The sequence below is a fragment of the Actinomadura sp. 7K507 genome (assembly GCF_004348425.1).
GTDB lineage: Bacteria > Actinomycetota > Actinomycetes > Streptosporangiales > Streptosporangiaceae > Spirillospora.
Genome location: NZ_SMKK01000037.1, coordinates 1 through 15,704 on the forward strand (window position 1 = coordinate 1; position 15,704 = coordinate 15,704).

Sequence of the window (15,704 nt, forward strand, 5' to 3'; positions counted from 1 at the left end):
GGGCCTATCGCGTGGGTGGGTTGCCGTCGGACTTCGATTGTGTGTTCGAGTACTGTGACTTAATGTATCCACCGTGATGCAGTCCGCAGCCGGTCGTGAGAATGGCGCCCTCGCCGTCTCCACCGTCGGCGGGGCTGTGTCTGAGGTCGCGGGCGGGCCGGTGGACCAGGCCCAGGCCGCCGGGCGGCGGTTCCGGGGCAAGAACAAGGCTCCGGCGTGGCGGCGTCCGGTCGACGGGCCGGTGACGGTGGTGCGGTTGCGGCTGACGCCGGACCCGGCCACCCGGCCCCGGCTGGAGCGGCTGTTCGGGGCGGCGTGGAGCCTGAAGCGGGCGTTGCGGCGTGATGCCCGGTCCCGTGCGCTGGCCTACCGGGCCGGGCACCGCCGCCGCACCCCGAGGGCGGCCAAGCGGTGGCGGGTGCGGCTGGGGTTGTCGCGGGACGCGCTGGAGCGTGCCGGATACCGGCATCTGGACGCCTCGGGGCATCTGAAGCACCACCTGTCCAAGGCCGTGGCCATGCACATCGCCGACGAGGTGTGGACGGGGTTGGAGCGGCATCTGTTCGCCGATGCGTCGGGCCGTCGTCACGGTGTGCCCAAGGTGGGGTCGTGGTGGGAGTTCTCCCGGATCCCGGGCCGGGCCCGTTCCCACACCAAAGGCGAACAAGTGGGAGACGTTCCGGTTGCACGGCACCCTGGCCGGGCACCTGGCCGCCCACCCCGCGCCCGGCCTGCCCGAAGGCGCCACACCCGCGCAGGCGGCGGCGTTGCCGCCGGGGACCAGTGTGCTGGCCCAGCCCCGCACGATGCCGGCCCCTACGGCGCCGCGCAGCCGGGGCCAGGGGCAGGGGGTGTGGTGGGAGCATGACGGGCCGCTGGCGCTGGTGTACGCCGGTGGCCCGGACGGGCACCGGGGTGACCTCGTCGTGCCGGTGCGGCTGCCCCAAGGTGCGGGCCAGTGGCCGCACCTGCTGCACACCCTGAGCGACCCGGAGACGTTCCACAAGGTCGACCTGGTACGACACCAAGACCCGGCCGAGCCGGGCGGGTGGGTCTACGAGGCCCACCTGATGGTCCTGGCACCCGCCTATGTTCCCGCGTCGACGGCCGGGCGGCGGGCCCAGGCCCCCACAGGCCGCCGGGGCGGGGTGGACGGCAACGTCTCCAACCTCGCCGTGGTCTCTGTCCCCGACGAACCGGTCATTGCTGGTGCGGCATCGCCGGGGGCGGCGGTGGTTTCGTCGAAGGTGGCGACGGCGTCCGACGAGCGGGACCGGATCGCCCGGCGGGAGCGCAAACGGCGGCGTCGGCAGCGGGCGCTGGAACGCTCGCGGCGCGCGTCCAACACCGCCCAATACGAACTCGGCAAACGCCAGCGCAAACGCCAACGACGCCGCCAAGCCGCCGGGCTGTCACCCCGGCAGGTCACGGTGCCTGGCGGGCCGCGCATCGCCCGCGCCGACGGCACACCCCGCCGCTCCCACCGCCACGACACCCTGTCGAGCACCTATCGTCGGCTACGCGCCCGCGACGCGGCCGCCGCACAGCGCATCACCCAGTCCCGCCGGACCCGGGCGCGGCGGACCGCCGGGCAGATCGTGGCGGTGCACGGCCCGAACCTGGTGATCGAGGACTGCGACATCCGCGGCTGGTTCCGGCTGTGGGGACGCGCCTGCGCCCGGTTCACCCCCGGCATGCTCATCACCGCCCTCGACCACGAATGCGCCAACACGGGCGGGCGGCTGCTGCGGGCGGCCACCCGCACCACCGCCCTGTCCCAGCACTGCCCCTGCGGACACCGCGTCCCCAAAACCCTGCGCGTCCGCACCCACCACTGCCCAACCCAAGACGGCGGCTGCGGCCTCACCGGCGACCGCGACCTGGTCTCCGCCGCCCTCGCCGCCTTCACCCACCTGCACGATTCCGACGACCCGTCCACCGCACGGGTGGACTACCAAACCTCCCGCCGCGTGCTCTGCGCGGCCGGGCCAGGGCTGCCTGGAGCCCTGACAGAGATGATGTAGATGAGCGCCTCCCGCTGGGATCTGACCCAAGCCCTGACTGGCCCGGTGCCTTTATTCGGATCTGTCGATCCTGTGCGGGAGGCGCTCATGTGCACTCACCGTGCGTGGCGTTGTGACCTAATAGCGCCTCTGTGTGTCAAGCGGCTCGGGTGAAGTGGTTGCGTTGATCGCGTTTCATGAGCCGGTAGACCACGTTGGACAGCCGTCTCTTCAAGGCTCGGCGCGCCTCTGCGGGCGTCTTCCCCTCGGCGATCTTGCGCAGGTAGTAGTCCTGGCCGCGTCCGCCGTCGCGGATCTGGCACACGGCGATAACGTGCAGGACGGAGTTGAGGGCGCGGTTGCCTCCGGTGTTGAGCCGGTGCCGGACGTTGTTGCCGCTGGAGGCGTCCAGGGGTGCGCTGCCGGTGTAACTGGCGAAGTGGTGCTCGGTGGGAAAGCGGCTGACATCGCCGACGTGGCCGATGACCTTGGCGGCCAGCACGGTGCCCAGCCCCGGCAGGGTGGTGAGCGTGGTTCCGGTCGCGGCCAGAGCATCGCGCATCTCGGCTTGGATGTCCTTGACCTGGCGGTTCAGGCGTCGCAAGTCGGCCAGCAGGTCGCGGGCGATGTCGCGGCGGCAGGCGTCGGTGGCCGTTATCGGGCGGATGCCCTTCATGAGCGCCGCGGCCTTGTCGGCCGACAGGCCGGTGGGAGCGCCGCCGGGCAGCAGATCACGCAGCACGGCGTGCAGCCGGTTCAGCACGCGGGTGCGTTCGTGGACCAGGTCGTCGTGGCGCTCGGTCAGCAGCCGCAGGATCGTGGTCTGGTCCTCGGGCTCGACGGGTCGCAGGTCGTGGCGGAACAGCGCGACCTGGGCGACGTGTGCCGCGTCGGCGGCGTCGGTCTTGCGGTCTCCACCGGTGGCCAGCAGCCGGGCCCGGGCCGACAGCGTCGAGGGCACGTCCACCACGTTCTCGTCCGCGGCGGCGAGCTGCTGGGCGAGGGTGCGTCCCAGGCCGCGGGCGCCTTCGACGGCGAAGCGGCGGTCGGGCCACTGCTTGCACCAGCGCATCAGCTGGCCGAAGGTGCCGGCGTTGACGGCGAACCGACGCTGGGCCACCCGGTGGCCAGCCGGGTCGACGGCCACGGCGGTGTGGGAGGACTTGTGGGGATCGATACCGATCAGGATCACAGGCTGACCTTGCACTCGATGGGACGGGAAGGAGTGCGGTGGGCACCCTGACTTCGAGCCCAGGCATGTCCATGCCTCTGTCGAGCCACACCGCGCGGGTGCCGGTCGGCGGCGGCACGCTATCAGTGAGCCAGCCCCGCCGGTTGCCCTGCTGGGGCGGCATGGAGCACTGCGGGCCCGTGCCGACCGGCACCCTGGGACGCTACGGCTGCAGACCGTGCGCCTGGGCTCGATTCAACAAGTCAGGAGCCTGGCAAGAGGCCCCATCTCTGTCTTGTCCGTTCGCCCGGCTGGTGCGTGCCGCCCTGCCCCCAGTCACGAACGACAGGACGACGATGCCCTCCATTACACCCCAAGACGCGGCGATCATCGAGGTCGCCGGCGGAGTCGACACCCACTCCGACACCCACACCGCGGCGGTGATCGACCAGGTGGGGCGCGTGCTGGGCAGCGAGCGGTTCCCCGCCGACGCGGCCGGATACACCGCGCTGCTGACCTGGATGCGCACGTTCGGGCGCCTGGTGAGGGTCGGTGTCGAGGGGACCGGCGCCTACGGGGCCGGGCTCGCCCAGCTGCTGCGCACCGAGCAGGTTCACGTGGTCGAGGTCGACCGGCCCGACCGCAAGACCCGCCGGTTCCAGGGCAAGTCCGACCCGATCGACGCCGTCCAGGCCGCCAAGACCGCCCTGGCCGGGGAACGGACCGGCACACCCAAGCGGCGTGACGGACGGACCGAGGCGGTGCGCAACCTGCGGGTCGCCCGCCGCAGCGCGGTCGATCAGCGCGCCGACGCCCAACGCACGATCAAGACCCTGATCGTCACCGCCCCCGACGAGCTGCGTGAACGGCTGCGCGGCATGCCCGTCAACGCCCTGATCACCACCTGCGCGAACCTGCGGCCCGACCGGACCGACGCCGCGTCCCCGGCCACCACCGTCAAGATCGCCCTGCGGTCACTGGCCCGCCGCCACCAGCAGCTCACCACCGAGATCACCGACCTCGACGACCTCCTGGACCCGCTGGTGGCCGCCATCAACCCCGGCCTGGTCGCCGCCAACGGAGTCGGCACCGACGTCGCCGGGCAGCTCCTGGTCACCGCCGGCGACAACCACGACCGGCTCACCTCCGAAGCAGCGTTCGCCATGCTCTGCGGCGCCGCGCCGATCCCCGCCTCGTCCGGCAAGACCAGCCGGCACCGCCTCAACCGGGGCGGCGACCGGCAAGCCAACAAGGCGCTCTACCGGGTCGTCATCTGCCGCCTGCGCTGGGACCCCCGCACCCACGCCTACGTGGAACGACGCACCAAAGACGGCCTCTCCAAAAAAGAGATCATCCGCTGCCTCAAACGCTACGTCGCCCGCGAGCTCTACCAGCTCATCACCACACCAAACGATCATGAACTCGCAGCTTGACATCCATAGGAGCATCCGAGTCAACCGCACCCATCCCTGCACCCGGCACCGGCACAACAGCCTCTGCCGGGACGGGGAACGCGGCAGCCACCCCCACCACACCCCGCCACCGCACACCACGGCGGCGGAACCGGCGGCGGGCGGCCTCTGCTCGGCAAACCCGGACCAGTACGGCGCCGACCCCGGATGAACCACCCCCACCCGCCACACCGGCGGGCGAGGCACTGGTCACACCGGACAGACACCGGAAACGAACCCGGCTGTTCAACAAACCCCCACCACGGGACTTGTTGAACAGGCCTTAGACGACGGCGCCTGAGCTGTCGGAGGTGCGGTGCACGGGCGCCTTGGGTTTGTCCTTGGGTTGCGGCGGTGGGGACTTCGCGAACCGCTCCAGGACGATCGCCACCGGCGTCGCGGTGAACACGCTGGAGTACGTTCCGACGACGATGCCGATCAGCAGCGCGATCGCGAAGTCGGTCAGCGAGTCGCCGCCGAGGAACGCCAGCGCCCCCAGGATGAACAGGGCGCCCATACCGGTGTTGATCGTTCGCGGGACGGTCTGCAGGGTGCCCCGGTTCGCGATGTCGGCGAATCTCCCCTTGGGATTGGCGCCCCACAGTTCACGGATCCGGTCGAACACGACGACCGAGTCGTTCACCGAGTATCCGATGATCGTGAGCAGCGCGGCGAGGAAGACCCCGTCGATCGGTTTGCCGAGCCAGGCGAAGACGCCGGTGACGAGCATGATGTCGTGGAACATCGCGACCACGGCGCCGGTCGCGAACGTCCAGCGGAACCTGATCGTCAGGTAGGCGAGCTGGGCGAGCAGGGCGATGCCGAGGGCGATCAGCGCCTTCTTCCGCAGCTCGTCGCCCAGGCTGGGCCCGATCAGCTCGTCGCGCTGCTTCGTCGCTCCGCCGGCCTTCTCGGCCAGGGCGGCCCCGATGCGCTTCTCTTCCTCGTTGGACAGGTCGGACGTCCGGACGGAGATGTCGTCCTGGCCCGAGGTCTGCACGATGGCGCGCGGGAACCCGGCGTCGGAGACCGCGGACCGGGCCACGTCGATGTTCAGCGGGCGGCTCGTGGAGTACTCGACGATGCGTCCGCCGGTGAACTCCACACCGAAGTTGAGGCCGCGGGTGAAGATCCCCGTGAAGGCGAGGACGACGACGATCCCGGAGATCACGAGCCAGAGCCGCCTGCGCTTCATCAGGTCGGGGCCGTTCTCCGCCAGCCACCGCCGGATGCGCCCGGCGCCGCTGAGGCCGCCCATTCTGCCCTTGGTGAGCTTGGGGAACCGCGCGGCGGCCGCGTCGGTGAGGACGCGGCTCACCAGCATCGCCGAGACGAGGGATCCGAGGACACCGATGGTGAGCGTGACACCGAAGCCCCGCACCGGCCCGGAGGCGAGGAAGAACAGCAGGGCGCCGGCGAGCAGCGTGGTGACGGCGGTGTCGGCGATCGCCGACCAGGCCTTGTTGAACCCGGTCGCCAGCGCCGACCGGGCCCGGCGCCCTGGATGCGCCGTCACCTCCTCTCTCGCTCGTTCGAACGCGAGCACGTTGGCGTCGATCGCCATGCCGATGGCCAGGACGAACCCGGCCAGGCCGGGCAAGGTGAGCGTCGCCCCGATCGCCACGAGGGCGCCGTAGGAGATCAGCGCGTACCCGGCCAGCGCGACGGTGGCGAGCAGGCCGACGAGGCGGTAGACGGCGACGATGAACAGGCCGGTCAGGATGATGCCGATGACCGCGGCCTTGGCGCTGGCGTCGATCGCCTCGTCGCCCAGCGTCGGGCCGACCACCCGCTGCTCGATGATCTTCACGGGCACGGGGAGCGCGCCGCCCTCGATGAGGGCCGAGAGGTCCTTGGCCTCGTCGGCGCTGAAGTCCCCGGTGATCTGGGTCGATCCGCCGGTGATGCCGACGCCGCAGGGCACGCTCTCGGTCACCTGCGGCGAGGAGATGACCTTGCCGTCCAGGACGATCGCCACTCGCCGCTCGTCGCCGGTCGCGCAGGCGGCCTTGGCGGTCAACTGCTCCCAGGTCTTGCCGCCCTCGCCCTTGAAGTCGACGTTGACGGCCCAGCCGCCGAGGTTCTGCGGGTCGTAGTTGGCGCCGGCCTCCCCGATGCCCTCGCCGGTGAGCGCGGCCGGCCCGATGATGATCGGCTGCCCGCTCTCGTCCGCGATCTGCTGCTGGCCCTTCTTCTTGTCGGGCTGGCCGGTGTTGGGGAGCACCGGGTGCGCGGTGAGCTGCGCGGTCCTGCCGATCGCCTCGGTCGCCCGGGTCGGGTCCTGGACGTCGGGCAGTTCGACGATGATCCGGCGGTCACCGGACCGGGTGATCGACGACTCGGCGACGCCGAGGGCGTCGATGCGGCGGCGCAGGACCTCCAGGGCGCGGTCGGTCGACTCCTGGTCGGCCTTCACCGTCGGCGAGTCCTGGGTTTCGAGAACGATCTGGGTGCCGCCGCGCAGGTCGAGACCGAGGCGCGGGGATTCGGTGAACGCGAAGTAAAAGGATGTGGCGAGAATGGCGAATGCCAGTACCGCCCGCACCAGGTTGGCGCGGCTCAAAGGGAGACCTCCACACGGGGCTTCCGGTGCCGTACGGAGGCGTGCGGCACCGCGGACGAAAGGCTCAGATCCGTGCGTGGACCGGCGGGGCGCGGCCGCGCGGCTCCGCGGCCGGCGCGAGGCCGGGCGAGGTGAACGCGGCGGCGGGGGCCCGGAGGGCGTGCGACGGCGGCGGTCCCATCCCGGAGCCGGGCGGAGCCGGCACGGCGGGGGCGGGAAGCTCGTCCGGTGCGGCGGCCGCGATCGCTTGCCGCTTCGGCGCGCTGGTCACGGCCTGCGCGTGCCCGCCCGGCCGCGGCTTGGCGGCGGCCCGGTTGCGGGTGGGGGTGTGCTGGACGACCCACGCACGGACGGCGGAGATCGTCCCGGTGGAGGACGTTCCGCCCTGCGTGCCGGACCCGGTGGGCCCGGCCACGAACCCGAGGAGCCCCAGCGCGACGACGAGCAGCCGGGCGACCGGAAGCAGCGGACGGTGCACGTCGCGCATTCCGCTCCTCCCCTCGGCCCGTGGTCGTGGCTCGTGGTCGTGGCCCGTGGCCGTCGTCCCGCCCACGATGCCGGGGCGGCGGCGGGCGGTCCAGTCAAACTAACGCAGGTTCAGGGTACGGGAGCGCAGTTCGAGCTTCGTTGACAAAACACGGGGGCGAGATCCCGTCAAGGTGGACCGGAGTGACAAAGCCGTTGCCCTCCGCGCCCCGACTCCCGGACCAGCAGACACGGGTGAGTGTCCCAATCCGGCCAGGCCGCAATCGGCCTCCATCCATTGCCCGGCCCGTTAAAGCGAATTACTTTCGCGTACGCCCACCCCGAACCGGACAGAGGAGTTTCCGGTGGCACGTTTCAGACAGGTCGTTGTCCTCGGCACGGCGGCGGCCGCCGCCTTCGCCCTGACAGCCTCCCCCGCCTCCGCCGCTACCACCACCATCCGCGCGGGCTCGGCGACCGCCAGCCCCTACTCCGGCAACGTCCAGGCATCGCTGCTCGGCGAAGCGACCGTCGAGGCCTCGATCGGCAGCGGCTCCTGCAGCGAGTCGACGATGACCGGATCCATCAACTCCGACGGAACCGGCCTGGGCATCACCGGCGCCGGCTTCAGCGAATGCACCGGCACCGCCGGTGTGACCATCACCGCGATGGCCCTGCCGTGGACCGGCGGCTCCGTGGCCTTCGACCCGGCGGCCACGGGCGGCCGCGACGCCACGGTCACCATCGCCAACTTCAGCGTCGAGGCGGTCGTCGACCTCTTCGGCGGAATCACCTGCAACTTCGGCGGCACCCTCACCGCCGACGGATTCAACGGCGACAACGCCAACCGGCCGGTCGCCGACAACGCCCAGGCCCAGGTCGGCGTCAACAACGCCACGGTGAACAAGCAGGACGGCAGCAACTTCCTCTGCCCGTCCACCGCCCAGATCAGCGCTACCTACGAACTGCTCGGCGAGACGAGCGCCGGGTCCGGCACGTTCGACCAGTCCCTGTACGTCACGGGGAGCGCGTGACGGGCGGACCGGGCACGGCACGGGCGGCTGACGCCCGGCGAGCTCCCCCGCCCCCGCCAAGCTCCCTGACACGCTCCCGATAGCGCACGCTCCCAGACGGCGCTCCCACACAAGGATGCGGGCCGCCCCCACCAAGCGGGGGCGGCCCGTAGCGATCTCCAGGCGGCCGGCTCAGCAGCCGACGAGCTGGGCGGCGAGGAAAGCGTCGACCTGGCTCAGCGCGATGCGCTCCTGGCTCATCGTGTCGCGTTCCCGGACGGTCACCGCGTCGTCCTCCAGGGTGTCGAAGTCGACGGTGACGCAGAACGGCGTGCCGATCTCGTCCTGGCGGCGGTAGCGGCGGCCGATCGCCCCCGCGTCGTCGAAGTCGACGTTCCAGTTGCGGCGCAGCCGCGCGGCCAGGTCGCGGGCCTTCGGGGACAGGTCGGAGTTGCGCGACAGCGGCAGCACCGCGACCTTGACCGGGGCGAGCCGGCGGTCGAGACGCATGACCGCGCGCTTCTCCATCTTGCCCTTGGCGTTGGGCGCCTCGTCCTCGGCGTACGCGTCCATCATGAACGTGAGCGTGCAGCGGTCGACGCCCGCCGCCGGCTCGATCACGTACGGGACGTAGCGCTCGCCGGTCTCCTGGTCGAAGAACGACAGGTCGGCGCCGGACGCCTTGGAGTGCGTCGACAGGTCGTAGTCGGTGCGGTTGGCGACGCCCTCCAACTCGCCCCACTCGCCGCCGACGAAGTCGAAGCGGTACTCCACGTCCACGGTCCGCTTGGAGTAGTGCGACAGCTTCTCGGCCGGGTGCTCGTAGAGCCGCAGGTTCTCCTTGCGGATGCCGAGGTCGACGTACCACTGCAGGCGCTCGTCGATCCAGTACTGGTGCCACTCCTCGTCGCTGCCGGGCTTGACGAAGAACTCCATCTCCATCTGCTCGAACTCGCGGGTCCGGAAGATGAAGTTGCCGGGCGTGATCTCGTTGCGGAACGACTTGCCGATCTGCCCGATGCCGAACGGCACCTTGCGGCGCGCGGACTGCTGGACGTTCAGGTAGTTGATGAAGATGCCCTGCGCCGTCTCGGGACGCAGGTAGGCCAGGCCCGACTCGTCGTCGACCGCGCCGAGGTAGGTCTTGAGCAGGCCGTTGAACATCCTCGGCTCGGTGAACGACGCCTTGGCGCCGCAGTTCGGGCACGCGAGGTCGGCCAGGCCGTTCGCCGGCGGGCGGCCGTGCTTGCCCTCGTAGGCCTCCTCCAGGTGGTCGGCCCGGAAGCGCTTGTGGCAGGCCTGGCATTCGGTGAGCGGGTCGACGAACGCCTGCACGTGGCCGCTGGCCTCCCAGACCTCGCGCGCCAGGATGACGGACGAGTCGAGGCCGACGATGTCGTCGCGGCCCTGCACCATGGACTTCCACCACTGGCGCTTGACGTTGTTCTTCAGCTCGACGCCGAGCGGCCCGTAGTCCCAGGAGGCGCGGAGTCCGCCGTAGATCTCGCTCGACGGGTAGACCAGGCCCCGCCGTTTGGCGAGGTTGACGATCGTGTCCAGCACATCGGAACGGCGTGCCATGAGAGTTCTCCATCCGGCTGGCGGTCGGCGGGACAGTGAGTGCGCCCCGGTCCGCGGGAACAGCGGGCGGCGGCGAGTGTGATCCCCGGTGATGGTGCCCTGCGGCGCGGTCCTAGCCCGGCGCCTGCGAGCATTGCCCAGCTTAGAGCACCAGGGCGGCTGGTACGTGAAGGCTAGTAGGCGAGGCCGTCGGCGATGTTGCTGTCGATGTTGAGGGTGACTCCGCCGTGCCTCTCGTCGTGGTCGCCGCGGTACTGCTTGATGCGGCGGTGCGGGCGCCACCAGTCGTCCGGGATGTACGGATCGCCGTAGACCTTGGCCTTGCCGTCCCAGTTCGCGAACCAGATGCCGACGGGCTTGGCGATCCCGTCGGCGCGGCCCACGTCCCGGATGCCGGAGGCGACACTGCTGTAGAGGCAGGGCGTGTACCCCTCGTCCTTCAGCTTGCGGACCCAGTTGTCCACGAACCGCAGGACGGCCTCCCTGCAGCCTTTCTTACGGCTGTTGTACGCCTCCATGTCGAGGTAGATCGGGGCGCCCTCCGGGATGCCGAGCGCCTTGGCCTTGCGGGCGGCGTCCACCGCGGCCCTCCGGCCCTGCGACGCGGCGTTCCCGGCGGTGAACTGCTGCGGCCTGCTGCCGCAGGGGGCCTGCAGGCCGACGTAGGTCGGGGTGATGCGGTAGCCCATGTCGCGGACCTCGCGCACCCACCTCCGGGTGAGGTTGGGCTGCGCGCATCCGCGTGCCGCGCCGCCGATGTAGATGTTGGTGACCTTGAACGAGGGCCGCCACGCCTTCATGGTCGCGAGGGACGGGGCCGTGCAGGTGTCGAACCCCTTGCCGCGCACCCACCTCTTGTCCCGTGCCTCGGGGGCGTTCGGTCCCGGGACGCTCGGCTCGGGGGGGCCGGGGTCCTCGCGCCGGACGCCCGTCCTGGACGGCTCGGGCGTCCCCTGGCCGCCGGTCCCGCCGGCCTGGTTCCCGGTGACGCGGGCGGCGCGCAGCACCCGCTGGAGCGGCGCCGGGTCCGTCCCGTACACGCCCGTGATCGTCACCCCCGCGTCGGGGAGGGCGATCCGCGTCTCGTGGTCGACGCTCGGCGCGACCTCGAGGGTGGCGAGCTTGCCGCCGCGCACGATTCTGCGGGCCTCCGGGGCGTCTCCGGCGGGCTGGACGTGGACGGCCTCGGTGCGGCCGACGATGCGGGCGGGACAGTCCTGCCGCGCTCCCGGCCGGCCGAGGTAGACGGCGCGCCGGTCGTAGCGGATGCAGCGGGCCGGGTCCCGGTCGAGGTCGTGGACCTCCCAGCCGGCCGGGACGGGGATGCGCAGGCCCCGGTACTCGACGACGCGCGGCGCACGCGTCCCGCCACCGGTCGGCGCGGTACCACCGGTCGGCGCGGTGGCACCGGTCAGCGCGGCGGCCTCGTCGGACGCGGGCCGCGCGGGGGCCGTCCCGAGGACGGCGAGGGCGGGCGCCGCCACCACGCCGGCCAGGACGGAACCGGACAGGACGGTGTTGAGCAGGCCGGCACGGCGCATCACTTCCCCCCGGAAGAAGGCAGGATCCCCCGCGCGGTCGTCGCCCGAGGGGCCACGGCATGATCGTGGTGCGCCAAAGATGACCTTGCCGGGACCCGCGAAACCGCCCGAGGGCACTCCTTGCCCCGCAGTTGCCCGGTTCGTTGACCTGCGGCGCGGGCCGGCGGGCGGTCAGGCGGAGCTGACGATCTCGTAGGCGCCGGGTTCGTCGACGGCCATGACCGCCAGGGGCATGAACTGAAGCCGCACCTCGTACGCGCCCAGCGCGCGGCGGTAGTGCCCCGCACCGTCCCATTCGGTGACCAGGGCCCACAGCCCGGGGTCGTCGACGGTCCTGGCGAGCCGGCCGGAACGGAAGCCGGGGCTGGCCGACAGCGCCGCCAGCACCGCGGTCATGCGCTCGGCGAAGTCGTCTGCGTCCCCGCCTGGCACGCGGTACCGGGTTATCGCGATCATCCGTCAATCCTGGCAGCGAATCCGCCGTGATCCGTCCGGCGCTCCCGGAGGCGAAGCGGGTTCGGTTACGTTGGGCACGTGAATTCGCGACGCGGCCAGGCGGGAACACAGGGCACCGAGACGACCGGGATGCGCGCGGCGGTCGAGCGCTGGAGCGCGGCGCCGGTGGTGTTCCTGCACCGGATACCGCGGTGGACCGTGCTCGTCGCGGTGTTCGCCCTCCTGGTGCTCGGCATGGCGGGAAGCGGCTGGGCCGCGGCCGCAGGGCTGCTGGTGCTGGCGGCCGTGCTGGCGTGGTTCGCCTATTTGAACTGGCCCAGGCTGGACGGCGGGGGCAGGGCCCTGCGGATCGTCGCGCTGGTCGTTCTGGTGGGATTCGCGGTGGGACGCGCCCTAGAGCGGTTTTGACAACGGTTTTCATCTTCGTCCATAATCGCGACATGCCTCGCATTCATGACCTGCCGCGCCCGCGCCGCCCGCTGCGCACCCTCCCCGCGACGGCGCTGGCCCTCGCAGGGCTCGCGGCGGGGCTGGCGGGCTGCGGCGGCGGCGACGCGGCCGCCCGGTCCGGCAAGGCCGAGGTGGTCGCGTCCTTCTACCCGGTGGCCTGGCTGGCGGGGAAGGTCGGCGGCGGCGACGTATCCGTCCAGACGCTCACCGAGCCCGGCGCAGAGCCGCACGACCTCGAACTGACGCCCAAGCAGGTCGCACGCATCACGAAGGCCGACTTCACCGTCTACATCAAGGGCGTCCAGCCGGCCGTGGACGACGCCGTCAAGCGGCACGCCGAGGACGACTCCCTGGACGCCGCGAGCCTCGTGAAGGGGCTGCCCGCACCGAAGACGGGCGACGAAGACCACGGGCACGAGCACGACCACGGGCACGAGCACGAAGAGGCGTCCCACGACCCGCACGTCTGGCTCGACCCGACCCGCATGGCCACGATCGCGACCGCCCTCGGCGACCGGCTGGCCAAGGCCGACCCCGCCCACGCGTCCGGCTACCGGGAGCGCGCCAAGTCCACCGCCGCCGAACTCGCCGGGCTCGACCGCACGTTCCGGGACGGCCTGAAGACCTGCGAGCGCCGGGAGATCATCACCGCGCACGGCGCGTTCGGCTACCTCGCCGACCGCTACGAGCTGACGCAGATCCCGATCGCCGGGGTCGAGCCGGGCGCCGAGCCCTCACCCCGGCGGATGGCGGAGCTGACCCGGCGGGTCTCCGGCACCGGCGCGACGACGATCTTCACCGAGACGCTGGTCAGCCCGAAGGTCTCCGAGTCCCTGGCGCGGGCCGCAGGCGTGCGGACGGCCGTGCTGGACCCGATCGAGGGCATCGAGGACGGCTCCTCCGACGACTACATGACGATCATGAAGCGGAATCTGCAGACCCTGCGGCCCGCACTGGAGTGCACATGACGGACCGGCCGCACGTCCCGCCGACGGCGGGACCGGACATTCCGCCGCTGGTGATGACCGGCGGGCTCGTGCGGCGGGACGGCCGCGAGGTCCTCGCCGGCATCGACCTGCGGGTCGGCGCCGGCGACGTGCTCGCCGTCCTCGGGGCCAACGGCGCGGGCAAGTCCACCCTGGTCAAGGCGCTGCTGGGGCTCGTCCCCCTGTCCGCCGGCCGGACCGAGATCTACGGCGAGCCGCCCGCGCGGTTCCGCGGCTGGAACCGGATCGGGTACGTCCCGCAGCGGCTGCCGATGGGCGGCGGCGTCCCGGCCACCGTCCGGGAGGTCGTGTCCTCCGGGCGGGTGGCCCGGCGGTCCCGGTGGTGGCCCGCGCTGTTCAACGACCGGGCGGCCGACCGAGCCGCCGTGGACCGCGCGCTGAGGACCGTGGACCTCACGGATCGCGCCGGGGACTCGGCGCACCTGCTGTCGGGCGGCCAGCAGCAGCGGGTGCTGATCGCCCGAGCCCTCGCCGGCGAGCCCGACCTGTTCGTGATGGACGAGCCCACCGCGGGCGTGGACGCGCGCAGCCAGGCGGCGCTCGCGTCCGCGCTGCGCGAGCTCGCGGACGAGGGGCGCACGGTCGTCCTCGTGACACACGAACTCGGCCCGCTGGAACCGCTCGTCACCCGCACGATCGAGCTCGGCCAGGGCCGCATCGTCCGCGAGTCCGCCGCGGTGGCCGGCACGGCGATGGGAAGACCCGCATGAGCGAGATGCTGCAGTTCCCCTTCATGCGCGTCGCCCTGGTGATGGCACTGCTCATCGGGCTGGCCGCCCCGGCGGTGGGAACGTTCCTCGTGCAGCGCAAGCTGTCGCTGCTCGGCGACGGCATCGGGCACATCGCGCTGACGGGAATCGGGCTGGGCCTGCTCACGAGCACCTCCCCCGTCCTCGGCGCGCTGGTCGTGTCGATCGCCGGCGCGGCGGCCATCGAGCTCGTGCGGGCCCGGAGCCGCAGCGGCGCCGACGTCGCCCTGGCCCTGCTGTTCTACGGCGGGCTGGCCGGCGGCGTGCTTCTCACCAGCGCCAACGGCGGCAGCGGGACGACCCTGCACGCCTACCTGTTCGGCTCGATCACCAGCGTGACGGTCACCGACCTGTACCTGGTCGCGGCGCTCGCCGCCGTGGTGCTCGGGATCGTCGCGCTGTTCGGCCGCGAGCTGTTCCTGCTGTGCCAGGACGAGGAGGTGGCGCGGGCGGCCGGGCTGCCCGTCCGGTTCCTCAGCGTGCTGATCGCCGCGACCGCCGCGGTCACCGTCGTGATCTCGATGCGCGCGATCGGCCTGCTGCTGGTCAGCGCGCTGATGATCGTCCCGGTGGCGGCCGCGCAGCAGCTCACGCGCGGATTCCGCGGGACGATGCTGGTGGCGATGGCGGCCGGTGTACTGTCGGCCGTATCGGGCCTGGCGGGCTCCTTTCGGTACGATCTGCCCCCGGGCCCCTCGATCGTGCTGCTGGCGCTCGCGCTGTTCGCGGTCGCGGTCGCCGGGGGGTCGGTGATGCGTCGCAGGCGCGCGGCGGCCGCCACGGCCGGGCAGACCGTCCCCGGCGCGGCCGGGCCGGGGGTCGAGACGCGCATGGACGCCGAGGCGGAGGTGCTTGGGGGATGACTACGGCCCGCCGGGACGCGGTACGGCAGGTGCTGGCCGGGTGCGAGGGGTTCCGCAGCGCGCAGGACATCTACGCGGACCTGCGCGCGGACGGCTCCAAGATCGGCCTGACCACCGTGTACCGGGCGCTGCAGGCGCTCAGCGACGCGGGCGAGGTCGACGTGCTGCGCACCGACGAGGGCGAGGCCGTCTACCGCGCCTGCCGCACCGAGGAGCACCACCATCACCTGGTCTGCCGCGACTGCGGCCGGACGGTGGAGGTCGAGGGCCCGGCGGTGGAGCGGTGGGCGGACGCGATCGCCGCCGAGCACGGCTTCACCAACATAACGCACACCGTCGAGGTGTTCGGCACCTGCGCCGTGTGCACCGCGAAGAAGCATTGAGCCCTGAG

Annotated in this window: 16 protein-coding genes; 10 read left to right on the plus strand and 6 right to left on the minus strand. The window is 72.0% G+C overall.

Features of this window, described 5'->3' with window-relative positions; translation table 11 throughout:
- The first annotated feature begins 136 nt into the window (after nt 1–136).
- Entirely contained in the window at nt 137–868 is a 732-nt protein-coding gene (locus E1285_RS11130) for a hypothetical protein (protein WP_132150857.1), read from the plus strand.
- Complete coding sequence (locus tag E1285_RS11135) at nt 807–2,024, plus strand: hypothetical protein (protein WP_132150859.1); 1,218 nt, start codon at nt 807–809, stop codon at nt 2,022–2,024. The genes E1285_RS11130 and E1285_RS11135 overlap by 62 nt, the downstream gene beginning before the upstream one ends.
- 136 nt (nt 2,025–2,160) lie before the next feature.
- On the opposite strand, the gene E1285_RS11140 is transcribed toward E1285_RS11135, so the two are convergent.
- Nucleotides 2,161–3,195, minus strand: a complete 1,035-nt coding sequence (locus tag E1285_RS11140; protein WP_165966555.1) for an IS110 family transposase — start codon at nt 3,193–3,195, stop codon at nt 2,161–2,163.
- A 335-nt stretch (nt 3,196–3,530) separates the two neighbouring features.
- Between E1285_RS11140 and E1285_RS11145 the strand changes: the two genes are divergently transcribed.
- Both E1285_RS11145 and E1285_RS11150 read left to right on the plus strand, forming a co-directional pair.
- Nucleotides 3,531–4,607, plus strand: coding sequence for an IS110 family transposase (locus E1285_RS11145; protein ID WP_132150863.1), 1,077 nt, complete (start codon nt 3,531–3,533; stop codon nt 4,605–4,607).
- Nucleotides 4,591–4,797, plus strand: coding sequence for a hypothetical protein (locus E1285_RS11150; RefSeq protein ID WP_132150865.1), 207 nt, complete (start codon nt 4,591–4,593; stop codon nt 4,795–4,797). The genes E1285_RS11145 and E1285_RS11150 overlap by 17 nt, the downstream gene beginning before the upstream one ends.
- Nucleotides 4,798–4,908: 111 nt before the next feature.
- Here E1285_RS11150 and secD read toward each other — a convergent pair whose 3' ends face one another.
- Nucleotides 4,909–7,188: a protein translocase subunit SecD gene (gene secD / locus E1285_RS11155; protein ID WP_132150867.1), complete on the minus strand. Its 2,280-nt coding sequence runs from the start codon at nt 7,186–7,188 to the stop codon at nt 4,909–4,911.
- A gap of 64 nt (nt 7,189–7,252) precedes the next feature.
- Nucleotides 7,253–7,675 carry a hypothetical protein gene (locus E1285_RS11160; protein WP_132150869.1) on the minus strand — a complete coding sequence of 141 codons (423 nt, stop codon included), beginning with the start codon at nt 7,673–7,675 and terminating at the stop codon, nt 7,253–7,255.
- 343 nt (nt 7,676–8,018) lie between these two features.
- Between E1285_RS11160 and E1285_RS11165 the strand changes: the two genes are divergently transcribed.
- Nucleotides 8,019–8,687 (plus strand): hypothetical protein, encoded by a 669-nt coding sequence (locus E1285_RS11165; protein ID WP_132150871.1) that lies wholly within the window; start codon nt 8,019–8,021, stop codon nt 8,685–8,687.
- 171 nt (nt 8,688–8,858) lie between these two features.
- Here the strand turns inward: E1285_RS11165 and E1285_RS11170 are convergent, their stop codons facing one another.
- From E1285_RS11170 to E1285_RS11180, 3 genes are all read right to left on the minus strand, one after another.
- On the minus strand, nt 8,859–10,247 hold the full coding sequence (locus E1285_RS11170; protein ID WP_132150873.1) for a glycine--tRNA ligase: 1,389 nt from the start codon (nt 10,245–10,247) through the stop codon (nt 8,859–8,861).
- Nucleotides 10,248–10,420: 173 nt separating this feature from the next.
- Nucleotides 10,421–11,788, minus strand: a complete 1,368-nt coding sequence (locus E1285_RS11175; RefSeq protein ID WP_132150875.1) for a DUF1906 domain-containing protein — start codon at nt 11,786–11,788, stop codon at nt 10,421–10,423.
- A gap of 171 nt (nt 11,789–11,959) precedes the next feature.
- Nucleotides 11,960–12,244, minus strand: coding sequence for an antibiotic biosynthesis monooxygenase family protein (locus tag E1285_RS11180; protein ID WP_132150877.1), 285 nt, complete (start codon nt 12,242–12,244; stop codon nt 11,960–11,962).
- A 78-nt stretch (nt 12,245–12,322) separates the two neighbouring features.
- Between E1285_RS11180 and E1285_RS11185 the strand changes: the two genes are divergently transcribed.
- Genes E1285_RS11185 through E1285_RS11205 form a run of 5 tightly spaced genes read left to right on the plus strand, consistent with a single transcriptional unit; the run spans nt 12,323 to nt 15,696 of the window.
- Entirely contained in the window at nt 12,323–12,652 is a 330-nt protein-coding gene (locus E1285_RS11185) for a DUF6703 family protein (protein WP_132150879.1), read from the plus strand.
- Between the two features lie 32 nt (nt 12,653–12,684).
- Nucleotides 12,685–13,662 carry a metal ABC transporter substrate-binding protein gene (locus E1285_RS11190; protein ID WP_132150881.1) on the plus strand — a complete coding sequence of 326 codons (978 nt, stop codon included), beginning with the start codon at nt 12,685–12,687 and terminating at the stop codon, nt 13,660–13,662.
- Between the two features lie 53 nt (nt 13,663–13,715).
- Entirely contained in the window at nt 13,716–14,411 is a 696-nt protein-coding gene (locus tag E1285_RS11195) for a metal ABC transporter ATP-binding protein (protein WP_207946532.1), read from the plus strand.
- The gene (locus E1285_RS11200; protein WP_132150885.1) at nt 14,408–15,313 is read left to right on the plus strand and encodes a metal ABC transporter permease; all 906 of its coding nucleotides are present in this window, start codon (nt 14,408–14,410) and stop codon (nt 15,311–15,313) included. The genes E1285_RS11195 and E1285_RS11200 overlap by 4 nt, the downstream gene beginning before the upstream one ends.
- On the plus strand, nt 15,310–15,696 hold the full coding sequence (locus E1285_RS11205) for a transcriptional repressor (RefSeq protein WP_132150887.1): 387 nt from the start codon (nt 15,310–15,312) through the stop codon (nt 15,694–15,696). Before E1285_RS11200 ends, E1285_RS11205 begins: the two co-directional genes overlap by 4 nt.
- Nucleotides 15,697–15,704 lie beyond the last annotated feature (8 nt).

Bases quoted from the DNA above. Each gene is read 5' to 3' on its own strand.
- E1285_RS11170 (WP_132150873.1), bottom strand. From the start codon at position 10,247: ATGGCACGCCGTTCCGATGTGCTGGACACGATCGTCAACCTCGCCAAA.
- E1285_RS11195 (WP_207946532.1), top strand. From the start codon at position 13,716: ATGACCGGCGGGCTCGTGCGGCGGGACGGCCGCGAGGTCCTCGCCGGC.
- E1285_RS11180 (WP_132150877.1), bottom strand. From the start codon at position 12,244: ATGATCGCGATAACCCGGTACCGCGTGCCAGGCGGGGACGCAGACGAC.
- E1285_RS11135 (WP_132150859.1), top strand. From the start codon at position 807: ATGCCGGCCCCTACGGCGCCGCGCAGCCGGGGCCAGGGGCAGGGGGTG.
- E1285_RS11205 (WP_132150887.1), top strand. From the start codon at position 15,310: ATGACTACGGCCCGCCGGGACGCGGTACGGCAGGTGCTGGCCGGGTGC.
- E1285_RS11160 (WP_132150869.1), bottom strand. From the start codon at position 7,675: ATGCGCGACGTGCACCGTCCGCTGCTTCCGGTCGCCCGGCTGCTCGTC.
- E1285_RS11175 (WP_132150875.1), bottom strand. From the start codon at position 11,788: ATGCGCCGTGCCGGCCTGCTCAACACCGTCCTGTCCGGTTCCGTCCTG.
- E1285_RS11150 (WP_132150865.1), top strand. From the start codon at position 4,591: ATGAACTCGCAGCTTGACATCCATAGGAGCATCCGAGTCAACCGCACC.
- E1285_RS11200 (WP_132150885.1), top strand. From the start codon at position 14,408: ATGAGCGAGATGCTGCAGTTCCCCTTCATGCGCGTCGCCCTGGTGATG.
- E1285_RS11190 (WP_132150881.1), top strand. From the start codon at position 12,685: ATGCCTCGCATTCATGACCTGCCGCGCCCGCGCCGCCCGCTGCGCACC.
- E1285_RS11145 (WP_132150863.1), top strand. From the start codon at position 3,531: ATGCCCTCCATTACACCCCAAGACGCGGCGATCATCGAGGTCGCCGGC.